Origin of the sequence: Parageobacillus thermoglucosidasius (genome assembly GCF_001295365.1) — a bacterium.
Classification (GTDB): domain Bacteria; phylum Bacillota; class Bacilli; order Bacillales; family Anoxybacillaceae; genus Parageobacillus; species Parageobacillus thermoglucosidasius.
Genome location: NZ_CP012712.1, coordinates 2,842,540 through 2,868,023, shown reverse-complemented (window position 1 = coordinate 2,868,023; position 25,484 = coordinate 2,842,540). Strand labels below are relative to the sequence as shown.

The 25,484-nt window shown below is 43.8% G+C and carries 35 protein-coding genes and 3 pseudogenes; 28 read left to right on the top strand and 10 right to left on the bottom strand.

Annotation, left to right across the window (positions count from 1 at the left end; translation table 11 throughout):
* Positions 1–18: 18 nt before the first annotated feature.
* Positions 19–612 carry a DUF502 domain-containing protein gene (locus AOT13_RS14085; RefSeq protein ID WP_013400677.1) on the bottom strand — a complete coding sequence of 198 codons (594 nt, stop codon included), beginning with the start codon at positions 610–612 and terminating at the stop codon, positions 19–21.
* Between the two features lie 179 nt (positions 613–791).
* Between AOT13_RS14085 and AOT13_RS14080 the strand changes: the two genes are divergently transcribed.
* The 5 genes from AOT13_RS14080 to AOT13_RS14060 all read left to right on the top strand — a co-directional run bounded on the left by AOT13_RS14080 (position 792) and on the right by AOT13_RS14060 (position 5,230).
* Positions 792–2,231 carry an NAD(P)/FAD-dependent oxidoreductase gene (locus AOT13_RS14080; protein WP_013400678.1) on the top strand — a complete coding sequence of 480 codons (1,440 nt, stop codon included), beginning with the start codon at positions 792–794 and terminating at the stop codon, positions 2,229–2,231.
* Positions 2,232–2,413: 182 nt separating this feature from the next.
* The gene (bioB, locus tag AOT13_RS14075; protein WP_013876831.1) at positions 2,414–3,409 is read left to right on the top strand and encodes a biotin synthase BioB; all 996 of its coding nucleotides are present in this window, start codon (positions 2,414–2,416) and stop codon (positions 3,407–3,409) included.
* Between the two features lie 112 nt (positions 3,410–3,521).
* Positions 3,522–4,433 carry an NAD(P)/FAD-dependent oxidoreductase gene (locus tag AOT13_RS14070; protein ID WP_042383751.1) on the top strand — a complete coding sequence of 304 codons (912 nt, stop codon included), beginning with the start codon at positions 3,522–3,524 and terminating at the stop codon, positions 4,431–4,433.
* Positions 4,434–4,518: 85 nt separating this feature from the next.
* Positions 4,519–4,737, top strand: a complete 219-nt coding sequence (locus tag AOT13_RS14065; protein ID WP_013876832.1) for a YozE family protein — start codon at positions 4,519–4,521, stop codon at positions 4,735–4,737.
* 307 nt (positions 4,738–5,044) lie between these two features.
* Positions 5,045–5,230, top strand: coding sequence for a YozD family protein (locus tag AOT13_RS14060; RefSeq protein WP_003250082.1), 186 nt, complete (start codon positions 5,045–5,047; stop codon positions 5,228–5,230).
* A 17-nt stretch (positions 5,231–5,247) separates the two neighbouring features.
* Here AOT13_RS14060 and AOT13_RS14055 read toward each other — a convergent pair whose 3' ends face one another.
* On the bottom strand, positions 5,248–6,360 hold the full coding sequence (locus tag AOT13_RS14055; protein WP_042383748.1) for a DUF2515 domain-containing protein: 1,113 nt from the start codon (positions 6,358–6,360) through the stop codon (positions 5,248–5,250).
* 101 nt (positions 6,361–6,461) lie between these two features.
* Here AOT13_RS14055 and AOT13_RS14050 point away from each other — a divergent pair, with 101 nt between their 5' ends.
* The 4 genes from AOT13_RS14050 (at position 6,462) to AOT13_RS20630 (ending at position 8,168) form a co-directional block, all read left to right on the top strand.
* Entirely contained in the window at positions 6,462–6,662 is a 201-nt protein-coding gene (locus AOT13_RS14050) for a hypothetical protein (RefSeq protein ID WP_013400681.1), read from the top strand.
* A gap of 2 nt (positions 6,663–6,664) precedes the next feature.
* Positions 6,665–7,510: a serine/threonine protein kinase gene (locus tag AOT13_RS14045; protein WP_013400682.1), complete on the top strand. Its 846-nt coding sequence runs from the start codon at positions 6,665–6,667 to the stop codon at positions 7,508–7,510.
* Positions 7,511–7,576: 66 nt separating this feature from the next.
* Positions 7,577–7,894 carry a YodL domain-containing protein gene (locus AOT13_RS14040; protein ID WP_003250090.1) on the top strand — a complete coding sequence of 106 codons (318 nt, stop codon included), beginning with the start codon at positions 7,577–7,579 and terminating at the stop codon, positions 7,892–7,894.
* A 115-nt stretch (positions 7,895–8,009) separates the two neighbouring features.
* Positions 8,010–8,168, top strand: a complete 159-nt coding sequence (locus tag AOT13_RS20630; protein ID WP_013400683.1) for a hypothetical protein — start codon at positions 8,010–8,012, stop codon at positions 8,166–8,168.
* A 94-nt stretch (positions 8,169–8,262) separates the two neighbouring features.
* Here AOT13_RS20630 and AOT13_RS20625 read toward each other — a convergent pair whose 3' ends face one another.
* Positions 8,263–8,421, bottom strand: coding sequence for a hypothetical protein (locus AOT13_RS20625; protein WP_013400684.1), 159 nt, complete (start codon positions 8,419–8,421; stop codon positions 8,263–8,265).
* Positions 8,422–8,527: 106 nt separating this feature from the next.
* Here AOT13_RS20625 and AOT13_RS14035 point away from each other — a divergent pair, with 106 nt between their 5' ends.
* The 10 genes and pseudogenes from AOT13_RS14035 (at position 8,528) to AOT13_RS13990 (ending at position 14,711) form a co-directional block, all read left to right on the top strand.
* A complete protein-coding gene (locus tag AOT13_RS14035; RefSeq protein ID WP_013400685.1) occupies positions 8,528–8,929 on the top strand; it encodes a hypothetical protein in 402 nt (133 codons plus the stop codon).
* A 432-nt stretch (positions 8,930–9,361) separates the two neighbouring features.
* On the top strand, positions 9,362–10,069 hold the full coding sequence (gene deoD, locus AOT13_RS14030) for a purine-nucleoside phosphorylase (RefSeq protein WP_013400686.1): 708 nt from the start codon (positions 9,362–9,364) through the stop codon (positions 10,067–10,069).
* A gap of 167 nt (positions 10,070–10,236) precedes the next feature.
* A complete protein-coding gene (locus tag AOT13_RS14025) occupies positions 10,237–11,049 on the top strand; it encodes a M15 family metallopeptidase (protein ID WP_013400687.1) in 813 nt (270 codons plus the stop codon).
* 825 nt (positions 11,050–11,874) lie between these two features.
* Positions 11,875–12,143: pseudogene (locus AOT13_RS14015) on the top strand (4a-hydroxytetrahydrobiopterin dehydratase).
* Positions 12,134–12,301: a DUF4937 domain-containing protein gene (locus tag AOT13_RS20160; RefSeq protein ID WP_013400688.1), complete on the top strand. Its 168-nt coding sequence runs from the start codon at positions 12,134–12,136 to the stop codon at positions 12,299–12,301. Before AOT13_RS14015 ends, AOT13_RS20160 begins: the two are co-directional and overlap by 10 nt.
* Before the next feature lie 209 nt (positions 12,302–12,510).
* A complete protein-coding gene (locus AOT13_RS20155) occupies positions 12,511–12,663 on the top strand; it encodes a hypothetical protein (protein WP_155267342.1) in 153 nt (50 codons plus the stop codon).
* 229 nt (positions 12,664–12,892) lie between these two features.
* Positions 12,893–13,177, top strand: a complete 285-nt coding sequence (locus tag AOT13_RS14005) for a YwqI/YxiC family protein (RefSeq protein ID WP_045844675.1) — start codon at positions 12,893–12,895, stop codon at positions 13,175–13,177.
* A 59-nt stretch (positions 13,178–13,236) separates the two neighbouring features.
* A complete protein-coding gene (locus AOT13_RS14000) occupies positions 13,237–13,566 on the top strand; it encodes a T7SS effector LXG polymorphic toxin (RefSeq protein WP_003250105.1) in 330 nt (109 codons plus the stop codon).
* Positions 13,567–13,788: 222 nt separating this feature from the next.
* The gene (locus AOT13_RS13995; protein WP_003250106.1) at positions 13,789–14,262 is read left to right on the top strand and encodes a hypothetical protein; all 474 of its coding nucleotides are present in this window, start codon (positions 13,789–13,791) and stop codon (positions 14,260–14,262) included.
* Between the two features lie 68 nt (positions 14,263–14,330).
* On the top strand, positions 14,331–14,711 hold the full coding sequence (locus AOT13_RS13990; RefSeq protein ID WP_003250108.1) for a hypothetical protein: 381 nt from the start codon (positions 14,331–14,333) through the stop codon (positions 14,709–14,711).
* Positions 14,712–14,993: 282 nt separating this feature from the next.
* Here the strand turns inward: AOT13_RS13990 and AOT13_RS21110 are convergent.
* Positions 14,994–15,446 (bottom strand): annotated as a pseudogene (locus AOT13_RS21110) (IS3-like element ISBth8 family transposase); the annotation flags it as partial.
* A gap of 131 nt (positions 15,447–15,577) precedes the next feature.
* Positions 15,578–15,832, bottom strand: coding sequence for a hypothetical protein (locus AOT13_RS13980; protein WP_003250111.1), 255 nt, complete (start codon positions 15,830–15,832; stop codon positions 15,578–15,580).
* A gap of 330 nt (positions 15,833–16,162) precedes the next feature.
* On the opposite strand from AOT13_RS13980, the gene AOT13_RS13975 reads away from it, so the two are divergent.
* The 6 genes from AOT13_RS13975 to AOT13_RS20150 all read left to right on the top strand — a co-directional run bounded on the left by AOT13_RS13975 (position 16,163) and on the right by AOT13_RS20150 (position 20,037).
* Positions 16,163–17,041, top strand: coding sequence for a cation diffusion facilitator family transporter (locus AOT13_RS13975; RefSeq protein WP_013400690.1), 879 nt, complete (start codon positions 16,163–16,165; stop codon positions 17,039–17,041).
* Positions 17,042–17,130: 89 nt separating this feature from the next.
* Positions 17,131–18,078: a magnesium transporter CorA family protein gene (locus AOT13_RS13970; RefSeq protein ID WP_013400691.1), complete on the top strand. Its 948-nt coding sequence runs from the start codon at positions 17,131–17,133 to the stop codon at positions 18,076–18,078.
* A 123-nt stretch (positions 18,079–18,201) separates the two neighbouring features.
* The gene (gene rarD / locus AOT13_RS13965) at positions 18,202–19,137 is read left to right on the top strand and encodes an EamA family transporter RarD (protein ID WP_013400692.1); all 936 of its coding nucleotides are present in this window, start codon (positions 18,202–18,204) and stop codon (positions 19,135–19,137) included.
* Between the two features lie 206 nt (positions 19,138–19,343).
* Positions 19,344–19,442, top strand: coding sequence for a YjcZ family sporulation protein (locus AOT13_RS19675; RefSeq protein WP_071880425.1), 99 nt, complete (start codon positions 19,344–19,346; stop codon positions 19,440–19,442).
* Between the two features lie 32 nt (positions 19,443–19,474).
* Positions 19,475–19,588, top strand: coding sequence for a YjcZ family sporulation protein (locus AOT13_RS19670; RefSeq protein ID WP_072000129.1), 114 nt, complete (start codon positions 19,475–19,477; stop codon positions 19,586–19,588).
* Positions 19,579–20,037 carry a hypothetical protein gene (locus AOT13_RS20150; protein ID WP_148259577.1) on the top strand — a complete coding sequence of 153 codons (459 nt, stop codon included), beginning with the start codon at positions 19,579–19,581 and terminating at the stop codon, positions 20,035–20,037. Before AOT13_RS19670 ends, AOT13_RS20150 begins: the two co-directional genes overlap by 10 nt.
* Here the strand turns inward: AOT13_RS20150 and AOT13_RS13955 are convergent.
* Together AOT13_RS13955 and AOT13_RS13950 are read right to left on the bottom strand one after the other, a co-directional pair.
* Positions 19,960–21,318 (bottom strand): MATE family efflux transporter, encoded by a 1,359-nt coding sequence (locus tag AOT13_RS13955; RefSeq protein WP_003250115.1) that lies wholly within the window; start codon positions 21,316–21,318, stop codon positions 19,960–19,962. The two genes, AOT13_RS20150 and AOT13_RS13955, sit on opposite strands and share 78 nt — an antisense overlap.
* 124 nt (positions 21,319–21,442) lie before the next feature.
* A pseudogene (locus AOT13_RS13950) lies at positions 21,443–21,682 on the bottom strand (TatD family hydrolase); the annotation flags it as partial.
* 470 nt (positions 21,683–22,152) lie between these two features.
* Here AOT13_RS13950 and ilvA point away from each other — a divergent pair.
* Positions 22,153–23,361: a threonine ammonia-lyase gene (gene ilvA, locus AOT13_RS13945; RefSeq protein WP_003250118.1), complete on the top strand. Its 1,209-nt coding sequence runs from the start codon at positions 22,153–22,155 to the stop codon at positions 23,359–23,361.
* A gap of 46 nt (positions 23,362–23,407) precedes the next feature.
* Here the strand turns inward: ilvA and AOT13_RS13940 are convergent, their stop codons facing one another.
* Positions 23,408–23,659, bottom strand: coding sequence for a DUF6154 family protein (locus AOT13_RS13940; protein ID WP_003250120.1), 252 nt, complete (start codon positions 23,657–23,659; stop codon positions 23,408–23,410).
* A 209-nt stretch (positions 23,660–23,868) separates the two neighbouring features.
* Between AOT13_RS13940 and AOT13_RS13935 the strand changes: the two genes are divergently transcribed.
* Complete coding sequence (locus AOT13_RS13935; RefSeq protein ID WP_052518207.1) at positions 23,869–24,168, top strand: hypothetical protein; 300 nt, start codon at positions 23,869–23,871, stop codon at positions 24,166–24,168.
* A gap of 17 nt (positions 24,169–24,185) precedes the next feature.
* Here the strand turns inward: AOT13_RS13935 and AOT13_RS21240 are convergent, their stop codons facing one another.
* Positions 24,186–24,320: a hypothetical protein gene (locus AOT13_RS21240; protein ID WP_013876837.1), complete on the bottom strand. Its 135-nt coding sequence runs from the start codon at positions 24,318–24,320 to the stop codon at positions 24,186–24,188.
* A 5-nt stretch (positions 24,321–24,325) separates the two neighbouring features.
* Entirely contained in the window at positions 24,326–24,574 is a 249-nt protein-coding gene (locus AOT13_RS13930; protein ID WP_013876838.1) for a hypothetical protein, read from the bottom strand.
* A 148-nt stretch (positions 24,575–24,722) separates the two neighbouring features.
* Between AOT13_RS13930 and AOT13_RS13925 the strand changes: the two genes are divergently transcribed.
* Positions 24,723–25,481 carry an alpha/beta hydrolase family protein gene (locus AOT13_RS13925; protein WP_042385812.1) on the top strand — a complete coding sequence of 253 codons (759 nt, stop codon included), beginning with the start codon at positions 24,723–24,725 and terminating at the stop codon, positions 25,479–25,481.
* Positions 25,482–25,484 lie beyond the last annotated feature (3 nt).

Here is a 25,484-nt window from a genome sequence, read left to right as displayed (position 1 = left end):
CGGCAAAAGGGCTGCCTTTTATTCGGGCAGCCCTTTCTTTTTAGCTGAAGCCATTCCGCCGGAAAGAACGAATTTCATTGCCTCTTCTGGTTTCATATCAATGATTTGTACTTGCTGTTTCGGGACTAAAAAAGTAATGCCCGCGACTTGGAATGTTTGCGGAATATAGACGGCAACATGGCCGGCAAGCGGATTAAGCCAGTTTTCGACCTCCTCTGACGTGATAAACCCAAGGCATTTCATTCCGGTGTTAGGCAATTCCACGAGCACTACTTTGGAAAATGACCGTTTTTCGCCGGCAAAAGAAGCAATGGTATCTTTGATTACTGAATAAACCGTTTTAATTAACGGGATGCTTTCTAACAAGCGGTCGATCAGCCGGATCACGCGCCCGCTCACGTATTGCGTTGACAGCCAGCCAAGAACGGTAATGAGAATGACAGTGCACAATATTCCGATTCCCGGTATGTAGTCTTCTTTGAAATACGGGCGTACGTAGCGGCCAAGCAGCCCATCCAAAAAGGCAAACACTTTATAGCATACATATACCGCCAAAATAATCGGGACGATCGTTATCACGCCGTTAATAAAATTTTTAACGAAAAATTTCATCTGTTCACACCCTTTCTTTTTGTTACTCTATCAACTTATCAATTTTATGAGGGGAAAACAAGTGATTAAAAACGAACATTTTTTATATAAAATCATTTAAAAGTTCGTATTTTATATTGACGAGACAAAAAATTATTAGTATAGTTACAAATGGAATACGGAAAATGGGGGATGGACAGATGAACAACCATTACGATGTGATCGTCGTCGGCGCAGGGCCGGCGGGAATTTTTGCGTGCTATGAATTAACGCTGAAACTTCCGGGAGCAAATGTTCTATTGATTGATAAAGGACATGACATATATAAGCGGAATTGCCCGATTCTTCAGAAAAAAATCGAGAAATGCCCGCCGCCGGCCGGCAAAAAAGATTACGCCGGCTGCGTGCCGGCATGCTCGATCACGAACGGTTTCGGCGGGGCCGGCGCTTATTCGGACGGCAAATTTAATATTACAAGCGAATTCGGCGGCTGGATGACCGATTATTTGCCAGCGTCTAAAGTGCTGGAACTTATTCGCTATGTCGACGAAATTAACTTAAAGCATGGAGCGACGACATCACTTACCGATCCGATGACGGAGAAAGTGAAAGACATTGAACGCCGCGCTTACGCCGCCGGGCTGAAGCTGCTTCGCGCCTATGTCCGCCATTTAGGAACGGAACAAAACTTAGAAATTTTAAAAAGCATTTTTGAATATTTGCATGAGCGGATTGCGATGCGTTTTAAAACGGAAGTCGATGATATTATCACGGAAAAAACGAACGATGGGCATCGTGTGACAGGAGTAGTCCTGAAAAGCGGCGAAACGCTGACGGCGGAAAAAGTCGTCATCGCACCGGGGCGCGACGGCTCGGCATGGCTGAGCAAAATATTGCGGAAACGCCGCTTGCGCATGATCAACAACCAAGTGGATATCGGGGTGCGTGTCGAAACATCAAACATTGTCATGGAAGAGATTAATGAACACTTATATGAGGGAAAATTTATTTTCAACACATCGGTCGGCACGCAAGTACGCACGTTTTGCAGCAATCCGTCAGGGCATGTCGTTGTGGAAAACCATTCCGGCATTATGCTCGCCAATGGCCACGCCTATAAAGACCCGGAACTTGGCAGCAATAACACCAATTTTGCGCTTCTTGTATCGCACAAGTTTTCCGAGCCGTTTGATAAGCCAAATGAGTACGCCCGTGAAATTTCCCGGCTCGCTAATGCGCTATCAAACGGCGGCATCATCGTGCAAAAGTACGGCGACATTTTAAAAGGGAGACGTTCTACGGAAAAACGGATCAAAGAAGGGTTTATCGAGCCGACGCTGAAAGAAGCAGTGCCTGGCGACTTAGGTCTTGTCCTCCCGTATAATACGATGAAAAGCATTATTGAAATGACAGAAGCGCTCAATCATGTCACTCCGGGAATTGCTTCCGAGCATACGCTTTTTTATGGCGTCGAAGCGAAATTTTATTCCGCCCGTCCGAAATTAAACGACCGGTTTGAGACAGAAATTTCCGGCTTGTACGTCGGCGGCGATGGTGCCGGCATAACGCGCGGTCTTGCCCAAGCGAGCGCCTGCGGCGTATGGATCGCCCGCGATATCGTTGAAAAATTAACGAAATAAATGGAGTAAACATTTTATGCTGGCCATCTTGACGAAATATTGGGGTTAACCGGTCCAGCAACATTCATTCTGCAACTTGGATGGATAATGGTTTAACAGTTAACCGAAAAAATATTTTGGTTGACAATATAACTCCTCTTCCGCTACGATAAATGTAATCATATGGAAAGGGGAGAGGGAGAATGATCAATTGGCTAGCATTGGCCGATCGTGTCATTGCAGGGCATGAATTGACCGATGAAGAAGCGCTGGCGATATTAGACTGTCCTGATGAGGAGCTGCTGTTGCTGATGCAGGGCGCGTACAATATTCGCCGCACCTATTACGGCAATAAAGTAAAGTTAAATATGATTATTAACGCGAAATCGGGGCTTTGTCCGGAAAACTGCGGATATTGCGCGCAGTCTGCCGTTTCGACAGCGCCGGTAAAAACGTATAAAATGGTGGATAAAGAAACGCTCATTCGCGGAGCGGAAGAAGCATATCGCATGCGCATAGGAACATACTGTATTGTCGCGAGCGGCCGCGGTCCGAGCGAAAAAGAAATCGATACGGTCGTTTCTGCGGTCAAAGAAATTAAAGAGCGCTTCGGTTTGAAAATTTGTGCATGCCTTGGCATCTTAAAGCCGGAACAAGCAGCGCGCTTGAAAGAAGCGGGAGTCGACCGCTATAACCACAATATTAACACATCGAAAGAACACCACCCGAACATCACGACTTCTCATACATATGATGATCGCGTAAGAACGGTGGAAACGGTGAAACAAGCGGGCATTTCCCCTTGTTCTGGCGTTATTATCGGCATGAGAGAAACGAAGCAAGATGTCATTAACATGGCGCGGAGCTTGCGCATTCTTGATGCGGATTCGATTCCTGTTAACTTTTTGCATGCGATTGATGGCACGCCGCTGGCGGGAACGAATGAACTCGATCCGCGCTATTGTTTAAAAGTATTGGCATTGTTCCGCTATATGAATCCAACAAAAGAAATTCGCATCGCCGGCGGGCGGGAAGTGAATTTGCGCTCGCTTCAGCCGCTTGGCTTATATGCGGCAAACTCCATTTTTGTTGGCGATTATTTAACAACTGCTGGCCAAGAAAAATCGGAAGATTACCGGATGCTGGAGGATCTTGGCTTTGAAATCGATTTTGCCGAAGAACAGCAAGTTGTTTGTTAATGGTTGAGTGACGCTGTCTCTTTTACGGAGGCAGCTTTTTTTTGTGAAGTGAATGAATACGAATCAGTAACGAACAATAAAAAGTAAAAACAATGATGGGATGTGAAATGCGATGTACGAATGCATCATTATCGGGGGCGGCATTGCCGGATTGCAGGCGGCGATTCAGCTCGGCCGCTACCATCACCGCATTCTTGTAATCGATGCCAATAACGGCCGTTCCACGCTTTGCCGCGCATATCATAATTTGCTCGGCTGGCCTGACGGCGTGAGCGGAGAAACGCTGCGCGCGCTTGGCAGAAAACAAGCGGAACGTTTGGGAGTGCATTTTGCCGATGATGAGGTAACGGCGGCGGAGAAAAAAGGCGGGCGATTCATTCTGTTTGGCAAAAGCGGAAAGACATATGAAAGCAAACGGCTGCTGTTGGCGACAGGAGTGAAAGACCGGATTCCGCCCATCTCTAATCTTATTCCATGTTTAGGAACGAGCATTTACGTTTGCCCGGACTGCGACGGATATGAAGTAACAAACAAAAAAGTGATCGTGCTCGGAGCGGGCGTCGCTGGGGCAAGCATGGCAATCACATTGCTGTATTGGACAAAGGACATTATTTATGTGAATCATGATGGCGAAGAACTGCCGGAGAAGTGGCGGAAGCAGTTATCCGAGCGAAGCATCCATTACATTCGCGAACCGATCGAATCCGTTTTAGTTGAGGAAGGGAAAGAGGTGATGTTTTGCGGCGTCCGTTTGCAAAACGGTACGGAAATTTTCGCTGAGCGAGGGTTTATCGCATTTGGCCATAACCAGGTCAATACAGAGCTTGCAAAACAGCTTGGCGTGGAGCGGTTAGAAAATAAGCATATTCCCACAAATCCGCGGACGAAGCAAACGAACGTCCCGAATATTTGGGCGGCAGGCGACATCGGCGTTCATTCGGAACAAGTAACGATCGCCATGGGGGAAGGGGCGCAGGCGGCGATTTGGATTCATAAAAGCATTATGAATGAGCAGAGCAATTAATGGGATGTTGCAATAAGCACTTCACAAAACCGCGCAAACTCGTTAAAATGGCAACAAAGAAAAAATAGAAAGAGGATGAAGGGCAATGGCGCGTTCATTTTACCATTATGTATTAAAATTTCGCAACGGAAAAAAAGAGGACCCGTTCGTTCGGTTTGCGAATGGGGCATATTTGGATCACGGGTTTCCGAAAATGTCAGCCGATTATCATGAAATCAGCCGATATTTAGAGTTAAACGGCGATTACTTAGATAGCATGGCGGTATTTGATGAGCTGTGGGAACAGTTTTTACAGGAGGCGTAACCGTCTTCTTATGTTAACAAAAGCGGTTTTTGGATTGGCGGAAGCGCCCGCTCCTTTGTACCCGCTTAATGCCGGAAAGGGATGCTGATAAGTGGCGCTTTGCTGTGCGGAATGGCTGGCGCGCGGGCGATGCTTTTTTGCAACATTAATTGGGCAGACGCTTGCAACCGTTCTTTTTTTATTGGTGCTGGCCGCTTGACCATATTAATGTTTGGATTAAAAGGGAAGATTAGTACATAGATAAGCAAATTCTTTTGACATAAAAAAGTGCCAGCGCACATAAAACATTACAAAGGGGGCGAATGCAGTGAAGGAGATTGAAGTCGTCATTGATACGGAAGAAATTGCCGAATTTTTCTATCGCGAATTGATCCGCCGCGGTTTTGTGCCGACACAGACGGAATTAGAAGAACTGGCGGATATTACGTTTGATTATTTACTGGAAAAATGCATCATTGATGAGGAGCTTGACACCGGAGACAGCGACGAGTGACACCGCTCGTCGTTTTATTATGGAATCGCTGAGGCGGCCATTTTTAGTGTTTGAATGTTATGCATATAGTTGGTTGTCATATCCTTTTCTTTTATCACAGGGATTGTTTCCATCATTTTGATGATCGTTTTATCGGTAAACCAGTCACGGCGGTCGGAAAACGGATGGCGGATGTCCGGCCACACTGCTTCCAGACGCGGACTGTAAATGCGGAAGGAATCGGTTTTTTCAGGCGAGAACAGCTGCGGCCAAAAATCGGCACGTGAACCGGTATGCGCCGTTTGTGACGCAAATTGGCAGGCGCGCTTGGCAAGCCGTTTTTGGAAAAACAATATGCTGTAAAGCGTTTTGCCAATATGAATGCGGTGATGGACATCGGCAAAATCGCGGATAGTTGTGCCGGCAAGACGGACGTGGCGGCCATCCTTATACGGAATGAGCACATCGTTAAAACCGAGCCATTGCTCGGCAATAAACGGCATTGTCTTGAGCACGCGCGCTTGAAAAAAGCGATTTTCGATCACTCTTTTTTGAATGTACTGTTGTTCGTTAATGATTAATGCCACGGTGATGACTGGCGAATTTTTTGTTTCAAAAAAATATTCCCAAAACGGTCTCATGAAGGAAGAAACAGAAAATAAAGGGAGCAAATGGAATAATGGTTTTTCCAGTTGTTTGCTTTGCTCATATAACAGCAACTGGGGGTAAGCGTCATGAAAAATCAGCGCATTCGCCCTTTCCAAAAATAAAAACAGCGGGTGAGTCGATGTGGCGGGAAGAAGGCGGGGAATGACGCTTCCCTGCAAATCGGTCATATTCCATCCGCCATTTCGGGAAACGATATGCGCCAAAAGCGCCCAATGGACTTCGGAGTGACGCTCGAAAAACGACCAATAGGCCGCTGTCCGCGTAATGTTGTTGCGGTTATGCCGCGCTGTTTTTTGCCGTATTTCAGAAACCAGTTTATCTTCTTCTTCGGTAATGCGGGAATGCGACGGGCGCTCCCATTGCTCGGCAAGCTGATGCAACAGCGGTGGAGAAGCAATATGGATATGATGCCGGTATAAAAAATGACGGTACAATGATTGCACCGGATGAACGATCCGGGATAAAAAACGATTTCGTTCCATGGGCTCCATCCCTCCTGGCGCTTCTTTTGCGGAAAAGCGAAACCTGTGCTTGCTTTATTTCGTATAAATCAAATAAACGTTGTTAAAAAGGAGCGGTGACGATGTTGAAAAAATGGATTAAATCGATTTTGCACCAAAAAATGTCACATCATCATTATCACAAACGCCATTACAGCAGCAGCGACCATTATCATGCGCCGCATCATTATTCTCCGCATATCCATCCTTCCCAATACGGCCATAAGCATTATAAAAAGAAACACCATAGCGGCAGCTTCTTTTCAAGCTTTTTCGGCAGCTAACGATGCGTCTGCCTTATTTTTTCTCTTCGTTCGCCCGTTTATTCGAACGGCGGTATCGGAAAGGCCATCTTCTTCGGCAACGCTATCGAATTGTCGAGGAGCTCGGCATGGGAAGCTATGGCATTGCTTATCTGGCAAACGATTTGCAGACGGGAAGGAATGTTGTGGTCAAGCAAGGGCGGACGAGACGGAACATAAGCGGCGCGTTGTTTCAACGGGAAGCGGCCATTCTTCGCCGCCTTCAGCACCCGCAAATCCCGAAATGGTATGACACGTTTGTGGAAGAAGGGATTCCACACCTTGTGATGGAGCATAAAGAAGGGGATACGTTAGAGACATTGATTTTTGATAAAGGGCATACGTATACCGAGCATCAATCGTTTTGTTTGCTCCGCGATGTGCTCGAAGTGGTCGCTTATATTCACGCCAAGGGCGTCGTGCATCGCGATTTGCGCATTCCGAACATTTTGCTTTGTGATGGCACGGTGTTTATCATTGACTTTGGGTTGGCGCGTTTTTTCGGAGAACCCATTCCTCATCTGGAAACATATGTGCTTGAAAAGCAGCTCCGGAGGGAGACAAGCGCCAAAAGCGATTTTTATGCATTAGGGCATTTTACTCTATTTTTATTGTATTCTTCTTATGAACCGGTGACAAAGGAAGAAAAAAGCTGGGAAGAAGAATTACCGCTTTCCGCGGAGGCTCGGTGCATATTGCGAAAAATGCTGCAAATAGACCGTCCTTATGACAATATTGCCGCTTTGATCCGCGATGTTGATCAGTTGCTCGGAGGCGAAATCGCTGGCAAGCGGTCGATCCATTCGACAAAACAACAACTATTTTGCTAAAGGAATCGACATCGCTTATCACTAATATGAATTGAATAAAAAGATGGCAAAAAAGGAGCGATGTCGATGGTCCATTTATTTATGAAAAAAATGCTTCATATAAAGCGCGAGTATGATATCACCATATTCCAAACGCCGAGTTTTGGACAAGCGAAAGGATACAGGCAAGTATATAGGCTGACTATCAGCGCGGCCAATCACCATCAAGCATTATCACATATTTATCGCATGTTTAACGTGCCTGATTTATTGCCAGAAGACTACCAAGCCCGTTTTATGAGTACAGGAGATATCGTTTTCATTGACGAAGGACTGAACGGGCAAACGTATTACAAATTATGCCCGGGAGGATGGAAAAAAGTTAGCCGTATTCATATCCGTTAACAAAAAATTCGAAATATTCCATCCGAAAAATAAAAAAACGATGGTATAATGGAGAAAAAAGTCGAATAGTTTCCGGGAATTTCGGGTATGGATATAAAGGAAGGGAGGCGGTCATTTGAAAAAGAAAAAACGTGATAACGGGTTTCCGACCATCGCTCCGGGAATTGATGATGATGAAGAGCTGAACGAAAAAGCGACAAAAGAAGAAATCGCCCGGGGCGATTATACGAAAGTGGTGACATTATCCTTCGATGAAGTCGATCCTGCCACATAACCCTTGTTGTCTTGCAAGGGGTTTCCGTCATATGTGTGCTGATTAGGTCTCGAAACGGCGAAAAAACTGGGATGGAGAGGGGATTGGGCCATCGTTATGAATCCGGGTTGTCGTGATGGCCTGGCCCATTTTTTCGTCCTCCCGCAGCGGAGTGTTCTTTTGCGTGTGCGGTTTCCTCCGCAATTAACGCTTCTTTTGGAATATGGTTATTCTTTTTTTGGCCGTTGATGCGGTTTCGGTGTTTTTTGCCCATAACAGCTTCCTCCCTTGTTATTGTGTCATTGTTAGTTTGTACGGTTTCGGCGGATTCATTGGTGGAAAATTTTCGCATTGGATGTTAAAGGGAAGGGGAAACGGTGATGGCCGCGCTGATTGTTTCGATGTTGCTTAGCGTCGTATCTGTCATTGTTTTGCTATTTGCAAAAGAGTGGATAGAACGGCTGTTTTTTCGTTGGAAGGACATACCTTTTTTGCATGTGGTCAATGTGCTCATCGCCGGGGGGATTGTGGCGGCTTCCTATTACACGTTCAGTGATATCGGTGTGCAGCTGGCGAAAATAAAATGGACAGAACAGTTTTTATACGTTTATGCGGGAGCGATCGAGATAGTCCTTCCTATGTATATCTTCGGTTATTGGTTTGTCCGCAAACGAAAGGAACGGGAGAAAAAATATACGCGAAGCAAAGATAAAAAGGTGCTGTATATTAATGAGAAGTATTTGGCGCGCCGCCGCGATGATTACCATTCGAAAACGTCTTAAACAGAAAAGGGAGAAAATTTCTCCCTCAAAATTTTGTTTTTTCTTTTTTCGAAGTGGACGGTTGGTTATTGGAACGGGATGACGGATTTGTTTTATTTGCGTATTCTACCGCTTGTTCCAATTTCTTTTTCATCAGTGATCGCCTCCTTCCGAACGGTGCGACAGGAGTGTTAGGAATTTGGCAAGATTTCGCCAGCTTGTTATTCAGTATGCTCATCACGATGAGGTTTTACGCATCATGTGTTATTGGATGATAATGACTGAAATTGCAAATAAAAACTTGATCCAAAGCAAATGATATTTTCCAATGAACGAAGCCGATTGGCGGAAATAATGCTTGATCTTTTGCTGCCATTTCCAATGGATGTGTGATATGATAAAAATGGCAGATATGCTGCCAAAGAAGTGTTAGCGAACGAAGGAGGAATTTGCTTGAGCATCCATATCGAAGCAAAGCAACAAGAAATTGCTGAGAAAATTTTGCTGCCGGGTGATCCGCTCCGCGCCCAATATATCGCGGAAACATTTTTAGAAGGAGCGACATGCTACAATCGCGTGCGCGGCATGCTTGGATTTACAGGTACATACAAAGGGCACCGCATTTCTGTGCAAGGGACAGGAATGGGAGTTCCTTCGATTTCGATTTATGTCAATGAATTAATCCAAAGCTATCATGTACAAACACTCATTCGCGTTGGAACGTGCGGAGCGATTCAAAAAGATGTCAACGTTCGCGACGTTATTTTGGCGATGAGCGCATCCACGGATTCGAACATGAACCGTTTGACTTTCCGTGGGCGGGATTATGCGCCGACAGCAAATTTTGCTTTGTTGCGGACCGCTTATGAAGTCGGCGCCGAAAAAGGGCTTCCGCTAAAGGTCGGAAGTGTCTTTACTGCTGACATGTTTTATAATGACGAACCGGACTGGGAGACGTGGGCCCGCTACGGTGTTTTAGCTGTTGAGATGGAAACAGCGGCGCTGTATACGCTGGCGGCAAAATTTGGCCGAAAAGCGCTTTCTGTGCTGACGGTAAGCGACCATATTTTAACAGGAGAAGAAACAACGGCACAAGAACGGCAAACAACGTTTAACGATATGATTGAAGTGGCGCTGGAAACGGCGATTCGCGTAGAATAATCGCGCAATCGGCGCCAAGCGTGCGTATGCGTATATGAGGAAAACCCGTTGATGTTTGATGCTGGGAGCACTGCGGGGCAATCGCATCGCGCACAGAAAGGAAAAGCTTTTTCGCATCTAAGAACGTGCCGGCTTTTGCCATGCGGAAACAGAGAAAAGGTGAAAGGATGAAACAGCTATTTCAATGGATAGCGGTTGCATTGCTTTTTTTATTTAGCGGATGCAGCCAACCAAACCATTTTTCGAGTGAGAAAGCGGCGGACAACATAAATAAAGTTGATGGGCATGCGGCAATCGATAAAAATGAGAAAAAGAAACCAGCTACGGACCTGGAGCTATTGCTTGAACCGGAATATTGGAATATTGTCGAAGTGCAAAATGGCATAAAAGTCATTATGAATCCAAGCAATATATTGGCGCTTGTGAACAAAGAACAATCGCTGCCGGCTACGTATAAGCCGGATGATTTAGTGGTGCCGCGCGTTCCATTCTCGTTTTCCGAAACGGGCGTGGATAAACGGTATATGCGCGCCGAAGCGGCAAAAGCGCTTGAAGCGTTATTCGCCGCTGCCCGTAAAGACGGCATTCAGCTTGTAGCTGTCTCCGGTTATCGTTCTTATGAACGCCAAAAAATGATATTTGCGGAAGAAGTAAAAGAAAAAGGGGAAGAAAAGGCGATACATGCAGTCGCGCTGCCGGGGCAGAGCGAACATCAAACGGGGTTGGCGATGGACATCACAAGCCCGGCGGTTGGATATCAATTGACGACCGCTTTTGGGGAAACGAAAGAGGGAAAATGGGTTGCCCTTCATGCTCATGAGTACGGGTTTATTATTCGTTATCCGAAAGGAAAAGAAGCCATCACCGGATACCAATATGAACCGTGGCATCTTCGCTATGTCGGCAAAAAAGCGGCGAAAGTGATATTCGAAAGAAACATAACGCTGGAAGAATACTTCCGCATTGTGAAAAAGATGTAAATGGGCGATGCAACAGGCAAGATATAACCAATACTTAAAAATGTTACGCCTTCTTTCATGTTGCCAAACATGGAAGGGGCGTATTTTATTTTGCCTAAAACAAAACCGAAAAATATGCTCGTCATTCCGATAAACCTTTCACCATTGGTGATGCCCGAAATTTTGGATTGAAAATAAAAAAACTTGAAGGATGCACAGAATCAACGTAAAAGTCTTTATGGTTTTGTTCGTTTTTTGCGAGAAACAACAACCGTAAAAACTCTAACTATCGGTGATGCAAGAAATTTTATTTGCTGGAAACTTAACGACAAATGGAAAAATAAGAAAAAAGGCGCTTCGGTCAGTACTGCTAACATGTACTTACATCTTGCGAGAGGGATTTTAAATCTTTGACAGGATAAACAGGGGAGATTCGCGGAATTTTTCATGCCCAGGACAAGCCAAATGGATCGATCGCTATTGGAATAAGTGCTGGACAAATGGGAAGAAAAAGTGCCAAAAGCTATGCAAATCCTCGTAGGAAACAAGCTAGATTTTATTTCAAATGCAAGGAATTTTTCTGATGATAATCTCGAATATGTTAAAAGGATCTTGCAAAATCAGAAGACTGAACAAAGAGGAAAAGAAGCCTTATATTTTTGTTTCTTTTGCTATTATTGGCGAAATTCGCGAAATAATATTGCCGATTTGTAAAAGGCTTTGGCGATATGTAGTTATATTTTCACACTGATATGTGATGTTGTCCGTCCGTTTTTGATACAAAAATCAAGGAGGAAATCGTCATGGCGGTTAACAGAGGAAGAAGTGCAAGCCCCTTTACGCGGAATGGAAGGCGGGAAGCTGGTGGAGGAACGATGGATTGCAAAAAAATACCGCTTTCAAGACTATTTGCAAAGAACCGGATTCGTGCGGCGATTTCGGAAAAAGCAAACCATTATCTGTCCATTTCCATTAATTATAAGTTAAATCACCGGCAAAATTTCTTCTTGGCGGGCAAAAGGGCTTACAAAGCCGATTTTGAGCTGGCGAAAAAATATGATGAGGTTTACGGAAAAATGAATGATCAACGCAAAAAAGGAAAGCAATGCGTTTGAAATGGATTCGGTGTGAAGTGGATGAAGAGAAGAAGGTGGCGTTTTCCGCCGCGCAGGAAATATGGCGCGATTTGGAAGGATGTCCCGGTTTTCTCGGGCAGATTTTGTTGGATATATCCCCTTTAACTGAAGAAAGCACCGCCTCTGGATGTTTTTAGTAAAAATGTATTAGCGCATTATTAATATTTTTCCAAAAATTGTATCTTTATTCGCTTAAGTTAGATTTTTTTGCTAAAATAATAGGGAAAATACATCTAAAAAAGGGATTTGTTTACACAGTTATCTTCACGATATGCCACATAGCATTATCCCCCTCTTTTAAACCACCCATTCTTTTTAAAACGGAGAAAGGAAGGAGTGCCTTCCAGTGAGCCTTTCTTCCTTATACGCTCTTTTAAGAGAAAAAGAAAGGCAGTTAATGAGATGGCAGACATGCGAAAGCCAGCTTCGCCAATGCCAGTCCGAATTTTTTCAACAAGAGCATTTATGTACAAAACCGGAATTAACGGCAAAGACGTGACATGGAAATAGGGCGGAACAATTGGATTCCCTCCGGGATTCAGGCATCCTGTGGCAATACCGCGTGATAGAACATGTTCAATTTGACGATACACTCCAAGCATTACGAAACAAGATTATCCAACTGCAAAACGAAATCAGCGAATTGCGAAGTTCCATTGCTTATCTTGAAGCAAAGCAAGCCGAGATGCTCAAGCAGCAAAATTAATGAAGAAAAGGATGTAAGCAAAATGAGCGGTGAAATAAAAATCGTATATGAGGAAGTCGAAAGATCGATTACCAATATGGAAAGAGCGACGCAATCTCTGGAGCCGGTTTTCCCATCTTCCCTTGGTGGGGAAAATGCACTAGACGTTGTTACAAGACTGAATGAACTCATGCAAGCATTGCAACAAACTTTCTTGGCATATCAGGAACTATTGATACAAAACGAAATCGATACACGGCAATCTGTACAAATGATGCGCCGTACAGACGAAGAAGTAGCTACTGGCATTTCCCGCCCATCGCATTAAGAACGAAGCGGGTGTTTGAAAGCACTCTACAAAAACGGACCAAAGGTGGAGTGAAAGCAATGAAAGTATTAGATGTTCAGGGACAAGGTGGATCCGAAAAAACATCAGGGGCATTCTGGAAAGCAATGAAAGTATTAGATGTTCAGGGATTGCATGAGGCAATCGACAAAATCATCAGCGAATTGCAAAGAAAAAACGCCCAAATGAAAAACATTCGTCAAAGCATCCAACAGTTCATTTCTTTAGAAGGCTCCTTAAAGGGAAAAGGGGGAGAGGCGATTCGAAACTACTACGAGGATGTGCATATCCCCTTTCTCACTTATTGGGAAATGTTTTCGGAAGAATTCGAAGCGGTTTTAAAACAAATGAAAATGGCACTTCAAGCGTAAAATGAAGTCTTATTTTGCTTTGTAATTGCAGATGCTAGTATATACCCAAATAAAGACAAGATATTGACAATCCATTTTTGGATCACTCTTATTCTAATAATATATTCAATAATATATTCAATAATATATTCAATCCCTGCGGTTTATAAAAAAAGTCAGAAAATACAATATCTTGTAGTAATACTAGTATCTCAGAATTTGTTCGGCATAATTTGTTATATAATGGATTTGTTTACTTTAGGCTCTCAAAAATATGGTATCCATTTTTCAAAAGATACTCTTTTAAATTTCACTTATATAATACTATTAATTGGTTTTCTGATTTTTATTGTCACTTTTATTTGTTTCTACATTTTGCTTATAAAAGGCCATTATAGAAAAGGCTCCAGAAAAGAAGAACAAAGAGATAATATGGAGAATTTAATTAAATCATATTTACCAGTGATTATCGCTGGCAGTGTTGGGCTGTTATTTGTTATGCAATTTTTATTTCGAAAATTAAACATTGGTTTTAATGCTGACGATATTCAGAATTTGATAATTATTATTTTAGGAATTTGTCTTTTTTTCGCAATGATGGTTGTCCTTCCGGAACAACTTGTTCTTCTTTATTGTAAATACCGGTTTGAAGGGTTTAATTTTTACATGAGTGGTCATTTGAAAGAGTTAGATGAAAAAAGTAATAAGAAATTTTGAACTCATGAAATATTATACGATTTTGTATAAAATATATTTGGGATGTTTTTATGCAAAGGAGGAATTTAATGTTTAAGTCTGCTAGGATTGATGAAATTCATGTAGTATTTGAAAACTGTGAGCATATTGAAATTCCTTATAAAGATGTTCGCTATATTCATTTAGATGGGATTAGTGAGAGTATTTGGGACAATAATGTTTCAAATGCTGATGAATTCGATCTGTCATTTCAAAAAAATGCTAAATATTTGAGGTTAATGATTAAAGATAAACCAGAATACAAAAGAATAAAAGAACATTATGATATTACATGGATTGAATTTTTAAGATACGGAGAAGTAATTGAAAGGATTGCAATTCAATGGGTCGGAGATAACGAAGATATAAATTTAGGGCAAACGGTTAAAGAAGAAAATGGCGAGATAGATATCATGGTAAGTCCAAATTAGTATTTAATATCACCAATTACGTAGAAAGGGGAATTATAACAGTATTCATCAAAATTTGTTGTTTTATAGCAAGAATTTCTTTCTTTTGTAGGATTATGGAAGTGACAAGATAGAGGGAATAAAATGCGTAAAATTTATAAAGTCGAAGAAGTTAAATCTCTTAACTGATAAGATAAGACACCCCAAATTTGAATCGTTATTAATGCTACAGCTTCAGATGGATGGAAACTCCATAGTTTAGTGCCACAAAACGATGAAAGCGGTGCTTAATTAATGCCCCCCGGATCCTTTTTGTCCGTAGAAAGGATGTTTTTTGCGAATCACCGGCTGAATTCCCAATCGCCGTACACGTTTATGGTTGCCATGATTCCTTCTCTGGGGAATGCTCTTGTTATTCGTTTCGAAGTACGAATGAATCTTATGTTTCAACAAACTAGACACCTTCCCGCGCAGATTGGATGGCGCTTTTTCAGGTATTCCACCTGCGCTTTCCAACACGCGTTTTCCTCTTCCAAACTGGAAAAATATTTACGCTTCCACACTCCCCGTTGATCTTTCAATGATACGGAAACGCTGCGTTGAACTTTCTTGCTCCATGGGCAATCTGGGCATCGCTCTTGATTCGAAAATATTTGCGGCGCCGCCGATAAGACCAGCATTCCTCCAACTTTAAATGAACGACTTCCCGTTTCCGCTCTTCGAATAAGTATGAAAAGTTTGTCCTTTCCTTGCCATAAAAAATCCCCTCCCAAGCAGACTTTTAAGAACATCATATCCAATGTCCCCTTTTTTTCGCTGTCTGCTTGTTGGGGAGAATATTTGCGCTTGTTGCCAGCGACCCCTTTTTGCATCATGCCGAAAAATTTTTACCAAAACAATCCAATTAATGCGATCGCGGCGATGGCGGCGAGCGCGATTCCGTATCCCCAGCCCCATCCCCATCCCCAGCCAACAAACGCATAGCCAAACCCGCCGAGGTTTCGCGCTCCGACTGGCGCGATATAGACGCGAGTTGGGGTGACATGGACGATCCGTCCGATATGAACATTGCCAAATTTATCATGGATGCGTACGACTTTGCCATGGTAGCGGCAGCACGTGTGATACCAATGCAGCGACATTTGTCTTCCTCCTTTTGCCATTATTCATGGTAGTGTATGTGAGGGAAGACAGCCCGGCTTGTATCAATGACTATGTTTAACGGGAAATAGACGATCGCCGAGCTGGTGCCCAATGCGGTGCTGCTTGCCATGAAAACATTCAGGTGAATCTTGCCGCTCCGATTTTTTATATGATGCAATTTGACGCTAGTTTGGTTTTATCCAAAAAAGTTACCTTAATAGGAAAAAATTTGCCTGCTTCTATACTCCTTCCAAAAGCCAATTTTGTTGCTATAGACTCACACGTTTTTGTATTGGTACACTTATAAATGCAAAAAGGACAGTGCTAGGTTGGTGAAATATGTGGAAAAGAAATGGGAAGCAGAATTAGGGGCTTGGATCAGTATCATAAGTTATATCATATTAGCGATAAGCAAACTGATCGTCGGCTCCGTTGCTCATTCTGACGGCGTCAAGGCAGACGGATGGAATAATTTTAGCGATATTATTGCTTCTGTTGCGATTCTCATCGGAATTAAAATTGCGAAAAAACCGCGTGATCACAATCATCCGTATGGCCATTCGCGGGCAGAAAATATTTCGTCGCTAGTAGCGGCATTCATGATGATGTCAATCGGCATAGATGTGATCATTGAGGGGATTTCTTCCCTTTTTCATTCCGGAGCCGAAAGTGCTCCTGAACCGCTTGCCGCGTTTGTCGCTATTGTCTCCGCCTTTGCCATGTTAGCCGTATATTCTTTTAATGCGCGGTTAGCGAAGCGGACGAATAGCCAAGCGCTTGCCGCGGCCGCAAAAGACCATTTGTCCGATGCCCTTGTTAGCATAGGGACGGTCGTCGGAATTGCTGGAGCGCAAGTTCATCTTTTGTGGCTTGATCCACTTGTCGCTGTGCTGATTGGAGGAATGATTTGTAAAACTGCGTGGGGGGTATTTATGGAAACGTCCCATGCGTTAACCGACGGGTTTGACGAACATATATTGACGACATACAAACACGAAATCGCAACTGTTGACGGGGTCAAAAATGTAGCGGATATCAAAGCGAGAATGTTGGGGAATTATGTCATCCTTGAGGTAACGATCCATGTCGATCCGCATTTAACGGTGGTCAAAAGCCACGAAATTGCCGATGAAGTCGAGCGCCTGATGAAACAGCATCATAATATTGCAGCGACGCACGTTCATATTGAGCCGGAAAGAATTCCTTAACCGCTTTTTTAAAGCGGTTAAGGTTTTTTTACGAAAAAAACGCAACACTATATGGTGATGAAATAAACGCGTAAGAAAGGAAGTTTATGATGCTAGATAATGACGTGATAGCTGACATGAATAACCATTATGCGCCAGCTGGAAAAGATGCGTGTTGGCTGCATTTTACGAAAGCTTCCAAAACAGACTTGGAGCGGCTATTGCAGACCATGTCTGTTCATCCGTTGGCAAAACAGCGGTTGTTATGCGGAACGGATGTCCCAATGGTGGATGAATATGAACGATGCTTATTCATTTCGCTTTTTACCGTTCGCTCCCAGCTGCAGATAATGAAAACACAAATGATCGCTACAGAGAAGTACATAATTAGCTATGCAGAAGAAGAAAATGACCCATTCATTGAGCATGTAAAAGAAAAACTGCTTCATCATCGTGAACATGCGTCACATCCCGGATATGTGCTGTATTATTTTTTAGATGTATCCACACGTCATTTTTTACAACTGATTGATGACATTGCCGACCGCATTCAATTACTGGAAAAACAAGTGTTTCAGACGCCGTTTGCCAATGAAATTGGCCGCAGTATTTATCGCTGGAAAATCCGGATTCATGAGCTTCGGCAAATCGCGGAAGCGCAAGAGGAAATGATGAAACTGCTCCAGCATACAAAATTTCCGTATATTCATGAAGAGACAAATCCTTATATGCAAGATGTCGTCGGCCGTTTTTCCCGCATTACTGCCGCATTGGACAAGTTCAAAGAAACGTTGTCCGGCATTTTTGATTTACAGCTGTCATTAAAATCCGACCATATGAATGTCATTATGAAAACATTGACATTAGTGAGCGTGATTTTTATGCCGATGACGTTTATCGCTGGCGTATACGGCATGAATTTTGCAGCAATGCCAGAGCTAAAATGGAAGTATGGTTATGTTTATGCCCTTCTGTTAATGGCCACACTCGGTATTTCTGTTGCGCTATATTTTAAGAAAAAAGGCTGGTGGGGAGAAAATGATACGAAAGAAAAGTGATGCCATGAAAAGCGCTTGCCCATCGTGTTTGGCCGCTAGCAGGTGTTTTTCTTGGAAAAGAACAGAGAAATGTTTATAATGAATCAGTAAAACAAAGGCAATCCATAAAAAGGGGATAGGGCAGTGAATCGAATAAGTGAGGAAAAAATCGGAATATTGTACACGGCGTTTTCTTATTTGCTTTGGGGAATTTTGCCGCTTTATTGGAAGATGCTAGAATCCCGCCCTGCGCTGGAAATTTTAGCCCATCGGATCATATGGTCGTTTTTCTTTATGGTCACGCTGCTCGTTGTAACAAGGCAAATCACGTCGTGGCGAAAACTCGTTTCGCTGATGGCTAAGCAGCCCAAATTAGCATGGGGAATAAGCGCAGCGGCGATTTTAATTAGCGCGAACTGGTTTGTATACATATGGGCGGTCAACCACGGACATGTCGTCGAAACGAGTTTAGGTTATTATATTAATCCGCTGGTGAGCGTCGTATTAGGAATGGTGGTATTAAAGGAACGGCTCAATGTATGGCAATGGATTTCCTTTTTTCTTGCCACCATCGGCGTTTTTATCATGACATTCCAATATGGCGCATTTCCGTGGGTCGCGCTATCGCTTGCCTTTTCTTTCGGCATTTACGGGCTGGTGAAAAAGTTGGCAAGCGTTGATTCTGCGATTGGCTTGACGCTGGAAACAATGGTCGTCACACCGATTTCTTTGATCTATTTGTTTGTTTTATATCACCATCATGCTTCACTTCTGTCGACGATCACTATTTGGCAGGCGTTATTATTAATCGGCGCTGGGCCGGCGACAGCCGTTCCGCTCTTATATTTCGCAAAAGGGGCGAAACGGATTTCGCTAACGATGCTCGGCTTTCTTCAATATATTGCTCCGACATTGACGTTATTATTTGGAATATTTTTGTTTCACGAAGCGTTTACGAAAGTGCATATATACGCGTTTAGCTGTATTTGGGCAGCGCTTATCATTTTTTCTTTTTCCAAAACAAAATGGATGCAAGGATGGCACGATAAAATCGTTAAACGGAATTCATTTGGAATATAGCAAAAACGGGCCGGAACACCGGCCCGTTTTTGCTTATATCGATCGCAGCGATAAGCAAATAAAGTTATGTTCGGTCCACGGCGGCTTGTTGGCCAAGCCAGAAAGCTTGGAGCATGCAGCAAACACCCATTTTTATGAAAATATCTAACCATTTATGGACTAAATGAATAGTCTACTAGTACAAAAAATGAAGGAGGTGCTCAATGATGGGTGCAGCGTACGGTGGTGGATTTGCGCTAATCGTCGTTTTGTTCATTTTGTTGATTATTGTTGGATGCGCATGTATTGGTGGTTGGGGTTACTAATCACCTAATTAACGTAAGGAGGTGGGCATGCAATGTCATATGGCTCGGGTGGCTGCGGCTACGGCGGCTACGGTTATGGCCATGGTTTTGTGCTTATCGTTGTTTTGTTCATCTTACTCATTATTGTTGGCGCAACATGGTGCTAACAGTCCAATCGATAACAAACGATCATCGGGAAGAAGCAAGCCAACCGCTTCTTCCCATTTCTTCGTTTTTTCGAAAAAGGGGTGTCCGCATCACCTATTGGCTTAAGCGCATTGCCAAGCGGCGGTGGCGGAAATATTTTAACGAAAAGATTAATATTGCCATTTGTGCGCTCTTTCCATTAGCTCGGTCCTCAAGATGGCATGCGAAACGTGAAGAAATGTGGGTAAGAAAAAGCGGAAATCGTTTGAGAGCATGGAATAATAACGAAAAAGAGGCTTCGTACAGCCTCTTTTTCGTATCAATGAATCCGCCCTGTTCCCGCATTGCTTTTCGCCATGTCATGAAGGCAACCGGCGGAGAGTGCCGCTTTTCATTGGACGGAAACTTGCCGGTAGCGGCGCTGGATATAAAGGAGACGGAAAAAGAGGAATACTGCCCCGGAAGCTAATCCGGCAATCAGCCCGATCCAATATCCAAACGCTCCGAAAGCGGTGAAATTGGCAAGTATATAACCGAATGGCAACCCGATGCACCAATATGAAGCGAAAGCGGCCCAAAATGTGGCGTTGACATCTTTATATCCTCTAAGCGCACCTTGAATCGGAGCTGCTACGGCGTCGGAAAATTGAAAGAACATCGCATACAGCAAAAATTGCGCCGTCAACGATAACACATCTTGTTCGTCCGTATAAATTTTGGCAATATCCCCGCGGAAAAAATAAAGCAAAAGCGAAGTAACGATCGCTATCGACACCGCCATTCCAATGCCGATAAAGCTGTATTGTTTCGCGTCTTTGTAGCGCTTCGCCCCAACTTCGAAACCAACGGCGATCGTTAATGCCATCGAGATGCTCAATGGGACCATATAAAGAAACGAAGCGAAATTCATCGCGCTTTGATGGGCGGCGATCGTCGTCGTATGAAACTCGCTCATTAACAATGTGACGGCGGCGAAAATGCTCGTTTCAAAAAAAACAGCAAAACCGATCGGCAGCCCGATTTTTAATAGTTCTTTCCATGCGGCGAAAGAGGGGCGGTAAAAACGCTGGAACATTTTAAAGCGAGCAAACCGGCGGAACCGGACGACGACAATGATCGCGATAAAACAGGAATACCAATATGTGATCGCCGTTGCATAACCGGATCCGACGCCACCGAGTTCCGGAAAGCCCCATTTTCCATAAATGAGCAAATAGTTAAACAAAATGTTAATAGGAAGCGCTGTTAATGTGATCCACATCGTGATTTTCGTCTGCCCAAGGGCATCGATAAAACAGCGTAGCACGTAATAAAGAAACAATGGAATCATGCCGAATGCAAGGGCAATTAAATAATCATGGGCGATGCGCTGTACTTTTGCTTCCAAATCCATGCCATTTAAAATCGGATTTAAGGTAACGGCGCCGCCAGCGATGATGACGAGGGCGATGACAATTGCTAAATATATCGCCTGGATGACCGCCTGGGAAATTTGCTCGTATCGTTTTGCCCCAAGGTGATGGGCGACAATCGGTGTGAGAGCGAGCAAAATTCCGCTCATTCCTGTAAAAACGGGAACCCATAAGTTCGAGCCAATGGCAACTCCGGCTAAATCGCTTGAACTGGCGTGCCCTGACATGGTGACATCAGCAAAGTTCATTGCGTATTGGCCGACTTGAGTAATAAATACAGGCAGAAAAATATGAAGCAGCTGAATGGTTTTTTCTTTTCGCGTCATTGTTTCTTTCATAAAGACCGCCTCTTTCCCGGAAAATTGCACTGATAATAAGATTGCAAAAAACAAACAAAAGAAACAATTATTTTATTTTACTATATTTAATCGAACATTGTGCTAAATATGAAACCAAAAATAATCATAATAAACGGCATAGAGAAAAGAAAGCCGTTTTACACTCTTGCGGCCCGGCAAACGGCCAAGGGCCGTCCGTTTCCAAAAGCAATTGCCCGATTGGGACGTGTGACAAAAGCTTGCGATCGCGCTGGCGATAACAGACTTCCGGCGTGACAGAAATAAAGAAGCCGCACGCTGCAATTTCCTCAATGAGTGTCGGTTCCGCTTTCAACCAATGAAAATGCGCCTTTTTTATCATGGCTATCATGGATGCTTTGCTTTTATCTTACCAGCTTTTATGTCGCCTGCCTACTTTTAGAAACCAAAAGGTTAATTATTTTGGCTGCAAAATAATATGATAAAATTTCGATGGCAGAAAAATAAAGCTTTTTTGTATATATTAAACTATGTTCTAAATAATCAATAAAAACTGCAGCCTGCTTATCCATCAATTATGAAACTGCACATGAAAAGTGTCTATTTCAGGGCAATAAAATTAACCGCGGTTGGAAATTCAGTTGAAGCAGTGTAGGAGGATTTTTGCTTTCCGCGCTAGGGGGGGCGAATATTGGTTGTTTGGCTTCCCCGTGGCATTAAGCTGTTAAGTTATCGCGGCGTGTTTATTGGAAAATGAAAAACATTATATTTGGATAGAATTTGCAGAAGAGTATGATTTTATATATAATAATCCATAGCAGCTTTGAAATGAACGATAGTTAGGTGATGAAAACGATGTTAACATTAAATGATGTTCTAGAAGCAAGGGAAAAAATGAAAAAGGTTGTCCACCAAACTCCGCTTGAATATTCGCAAACATTTACGAATCTTTCTGGAAATGAAGTATACATGAAGTTGGAAAATTTGCAAAAGACAGGATCATTTAAAGTGCGCGGATCGTTTAATAAAATTATGACATTGAGCGAAGCGGAACGAAAGCGCGGAGTCATTGCTGCTTCGGCGGGAAACCACGCTCAAGGAGTCGCTTATTCCAGCGGCATGATCGGCATCCCATGCACGATTGTCATGCCGAAAGGAGCGCCATTAAGCAAGGTGGAAGCGACAAAAGGATACGGGGCAGAAGTGATTTTGCACGGCGATGTGTTTGACGATTCACTTGAGTACGCGTTGGAACTGCAGCGGCAGCGCGGCATGACGTTTGTTCATCCGTTTGATGATTTGGCGGTGATGGCAGGACAAGGAACAATTGGTTTAGAAATTATCGAACAGTTTCCGGAAGCCGATGTGGTGATATGCCCAGTCGGGGGCGGCGGGCTGCTTGCCGGAGTGGCGTTTACATTAAAGCAGTTAAAGCCTTCGATTGAAGTATATGGCGTCGAATCGTCCGCATGCCCAGGAATGACGGCGGCGCTCCGCCATAAAAAACCGGTGGTGATTGCTTCTTCGGATACGATTGCCGATGGGATCGCGGTAAAAAAGCCGGGAAATATCACGTACCAATATATTGAGAAATACGTCGACGGCGTTGTTTGCGTTGAAGAAGCGGAAATTTCGCGGACGATGTTATATTTGCTGGAGCGGAACAAACTGTTAGTCGAGGGATCGGCGGCATGTCCGCTGGCGGCGCTGTTGTATCAAAAACTTCCATTTACCGAAAAAAAAGTTGTCGCCATATTAAGCGGCGGCAATGTCGATGTCACCCTTATTTCGCGGATTATTGAGCGAGGGCTCGTCGAATCCGGACGGTTTGTTACCTTTACGACCGTTATTTCTGATAAGCCTGGCCAGCTCAATAAGCTGTTGCGCATCATCGCTGAATTGGAAGCAAACGTCATGTCGATCCATCAACAACGCATCGGCGCAAAAGTATTGCCGGGCCAGGCAGAAATTCATTTCTCGCTTGAAACCAAAAATCGCGAACATATTCATCAAATACATCAAGTACTGCTGAAAGAAGGATATGATGTGGAGTTGTTCCAATAAATATCGTTTTCAAGGATGGCGCAAACTGCGCCATCCTGTTTTGTTGCTAATGAATGTTTAGCATATTTCGCGGTTTTGTTTGTCCGACGCCATCCTGCGCCATTTTTGCTTTCAAACATTCCAGTATGTAAAGCCCAACCATTCCCGTTAATTCTTCATCGCTCATTTCTTGGATGAACTGCAGCAAATCGTTTCGGTCGAGCTCTTCCAAAATGGACATTGTCATTACTTCGGCATCTTCTTCGTCCCCTGTCAGCCGGTCTTTGTAATATTCATAAAGTTCATCAATAAATTTCACTGCTTTTCCTCCATCCATTTTTGGTTAAATGTAGTAAGTATCATAGCAAAAATATTAAAAAGGCAGGGGAGAGGGATGAGTCATCGTCTAACACGATATGATCATGACCAAGTTTTCCTATTCTACAACAAGAGCCACGTTTAATTATTTATTATCGGCGACAGCGAATCATTTGGATACGACGCCGATTTCAAAAAGTTTGGGGAGATTTGGATGAAGCAGGCAAGCTAAAAGCGGTGCTGCTTCGGTATTATAATTCTTATGTTCTGCATGTGCAAGACGGTTTTGCTGTTGAAGGGGTTGCCGCGCTGATTCAGCAAACGAGCACGCTTCCTTTAACGCTTTCCGGCAAGACGGCCATCGTTAGGCGGTTCGAACAGTGGCTACCGCTTGGCAAAAGCGCGCAATGCAGATATTGGTCTATAATAATCCGCAAAAAACGTCTTGACTTTCTTTCAGGACATGGACGAATGAAGAAAAGGGAGGGCTTACTAGCAAACGGAAAGTAAGCCCTCCTTCCATAATATTATTGCCCGTCCGCTCCGTTTGGCGTGACGCGGCGAATATGTTGGTCGCCTTTCTCCCTGCTCGTTTTTGCCTTATCGTTAACGAGTTGTTTTTGGTCGACCAATGATGATGAAGTTTGTTTTTTGCTTGCCATATGGATCACCTCATTTGCGAAGCTTTTGCATGTTGAACAAACATTTCCGCATCTTCAATGAGGCCGCATGTGCCGCATTGCACGCGGTAGCTCGGGCCGCGATACGGAAGATGGAACGGTTCTAGTGACTCGTTCGTATATTCTTGTTCAATTTCGCCAGTTTGCGGGTTAAGCTTTACTGCTTTTGGATGTTGCTCAATGAAATGGAAACGGGTTCGGTTTGTTTTGCAGCTCGGACATAACATCGGTTCCAAAAGAAACCACCTCCATCTTTATGGTTAGGAAAAACCGTCATGATTATGTATAAAAATTGCGGAAATTTGCCTGTTGCCAAAGAGGAATTGCATACAAATATAGCGAACATTGCATCTAGTAGGAAAAATCAGGAGGGAGAGAGGCAAGGTGCAAAAAGCGATAACATTGACTCATCGGGGCATGACGCTGCGCGGGATGGAGCATATCCCGGAAAAATCGCTTGATGAAAAGGTCCCTGCGGTTATTTTGTTTCACGGATTTACCGGCACGAAGCTGGAGCCGCATCGCTTGTTTTTAAAAATATCGCGCGCGCTTGAGAAGCAAGGAATTGCCAGCTTCCGCTTTGACTTTTTAGGCAGCGGGGAAAGCGACGGCGATTTTGAAGAGATGACCGTGTCTAAAGAAATAGAGGAAGCGCATGCGATTGTCGACTTTGTCAAACGCGATGGGCGCATTGATCCATCGCACATTTACTTGCTCGGTCTCAGCATGGGCGGGCTTGTTGCCAGCGTCGTTGCTGGCGAAAGACCGAATGATGTCGCGAAATTAATTCTTATGGCGCCGGCGGGAAATATGTACGAGTTGATTACGGAGACGATTCGGCAAGAAAATATCGATGTGACTGCTCCTTATTTTGACCATGGGGGCAACTTAGTCGGACGCTCGTTTTTGGAAGATTTACAAACGATCAACGTATTTGAACGGGCTAAGCCGTACGACGGCCCTGTGCTGCTGATTCATGGAACGGAGGATGATGTTGTGCCGCATCGCGTCAGCCATCTGTATGAGCAATTATGCTATGGCAGCCGCGCTACCGTCCATTTGATTGAAGGAGCCAACCATACGTTTGACGGACATCGCTGGGAAACGGAAGTCATTAAGACGATTCTCGGGTTTGTTTCCTAAAGG

What these genes read in the sequence shown, in the direction of transcription:
- AOT13_RS14085 (WP_013400677.1), bottom strand. Translation starts at nt 612, where the DNA reads ATGAAATTTTTCGTTAAAAATTTTATTAACGGCGTGATAACGATCGTC.
- AOT13_RS14080 (WP_013400678.1), top strand. Translation starts at nt 792, where the DNA reads ATGAACAACCATTACGATGTGATCGTCGTCGGCGCAGGGCCGGCGGGA.
- bioB (WP_013876831.1), top strand. Translation starts at nt 2,414, where the DNA reads ATGATCAATTGGCTAGCATTGGCCGATCGTGTCATTGCAGGGCATGAA.
- AOT13_RS14070 (WP_042383751.1), top strand. Translation starts at nt 3,522, where the DNA reads ATGTACGAATGCATCATTATCGGGGGCGGCATTGCCGGATTGCAGGCG.
- AOT13_RS14065 (WP_013876832.1), top strand. Translation starts at nt 4,519, where the DNA reads ATGGCGCGTTCATTTTACCATTATGTATTAAAATTTCGCAACGGAAAA.
- AOT13_RS14055 (WP_042383748.1), bottom strand. Translation starts at nt 6,360, where the DNA reads ATGGAACGAAATCGTTTTTTATCCCGGATCGTTCATCCGGTGCAATCA.
- AOT13_RS14050 (WP_013400681.1), top strand. Translation starts at nt 6,462, where the DNA reads ATGTTGAAAAAATGGATTAAATCGATTTTGCACCAAAAAATGTCACAT.
- AOT13_RS14045 (WP_013400682.1), top strand. Translation starts at nt 6,665, where the DNA reads ATGCGTCTGCCTTATTTTTTCTCTTCGTTCGCCCGTTTATTCGAACGG.
- AOT13_RS14040 (WP_003250090.1), top strand. Translation starts at nt 7,577, where the DNA reads ATGGTCCATTTATTTATGAAAAAAATGCTTCATATAAAGCGCGAGTAT.
- AOT13_RS20625 (WP_013400684.1), bottom strand. Translation starts at nt 8,421, where the DNA reads ATGGGCAAAAAACACCGAAACCGCATCAACGGCCAAAAAAAGAATAAC.
- AOT13_RS14035 (WP_013400685.1), top strand. Translation starts at nt 8,528, where the DNA reads ATGGCCGCGCTGATTGTTTCGATGTTGCTTAGCGTCGTATCTGTCATT.
- AOT13_RS14025 (WP_013400687.1), top strand. Translation starts at nt 10,237, where the DNA reads ATGAAACAGCTATTTCAATGGATAGCGGTTGCATTGCTTTTTTTATTT.
- AOT13_RS20160 (WP_013400688.1), top strand. Translation starts at nt 12,134, where the DNA reads ATGCGTTTGAAATGGATTCGGTGTGAAGTGGATGAAGAGAAGAAGGTG.
- AOT13_RS14005 (WP_045844675.1), top strand. Translation starts at nt 12,893, where the DNA reads ATGAGCGGTGAAATAAAAATCGTATATGAGGAAGTCGAAAGATCGATT.
- AOT13_RS14000 (WP_003250105.1), top strand. Translation starts at nt 13,237, where the DNA reads ATGAAAGTATTAGATGTTCAGGGACAAGGTGGATCCGAAAAAACATCA.
- AOT13_RS13995 (WP_003250106.1), top strand. Translation starts at nt 13,789, where the DNA reads ATGGATTTGTTTACTTTAGGCTCTCAAAAATATGGTATCCATTTTTCA.
- AOT13_RS13990 (WP_003250108.1), top strand. Translation starts at nt 14,331, where the DNA reads ATGTTTAAGTCTGCTAGGATTGATGAAATTCATGTAGTATTTGAAAAC.
- AOT13_RS13980 (WP_003250111.1), bottom strand. Translation starts at nt 15,832, where the DNA reads ATGTCGCTGCATTGGTATCACACGTGCTGCCGCTACCATGGCAAAGTC.
- AOT13_RS13970 (WP_013400691.1), top strand. Translation starts at nt 17,131, where the DNA reads ATGCTAGATAATGACGTGATAGCTGACATGAATAACCATTATGCGCCA.
- AOT13_RS19675 (WP_071880425.1), top strand. Translation starts at nt 19,344, where the DNA reads ATGGGTGCAGCGTACGGTGGTGGATTTGCGCTAATCGTCGTTTTGTTC.
- AOT13_RS19670 (WP_072000129.1), top strand. Translation starts at nt 19,475, where the DNA reads ATGTCATATGGCTCGGGTGGCTGCGGCTACGGCGGCTACGGTTATGGC.
- AOT13_RS20150 (WP_148259577.1), top strand. Translation starts at nt 19,579, where the DNA reads ATGGTGCTAACAGTCCAATCGATAACAAACGATCATCGGGAAGAAGCA.
- AOT13_RS13955 (WP_003250115.1), bottom strand. Translation starts at nt 21,318, where the DNA reads ATGAAAGAAACAATGACGCGAAAAGAAAAAACCATTCAGCTGCTTCAT.
- ilvA (WP_003250118.1), top strand. Translation starts at nt 22,153, where the DNA reads ATGTTAACATTAAATGATGTTCTAGAAGCAAGGGAAAAAATGAAAAAG.
- AOT13_RS21240 (WP_013876837.1), bottom strand. Translation starts at nt 24,320, where the DNA reads ATGGCAAGCAAAAAACAAACTTCATCATCATTGGTCGACCAAAAACAA.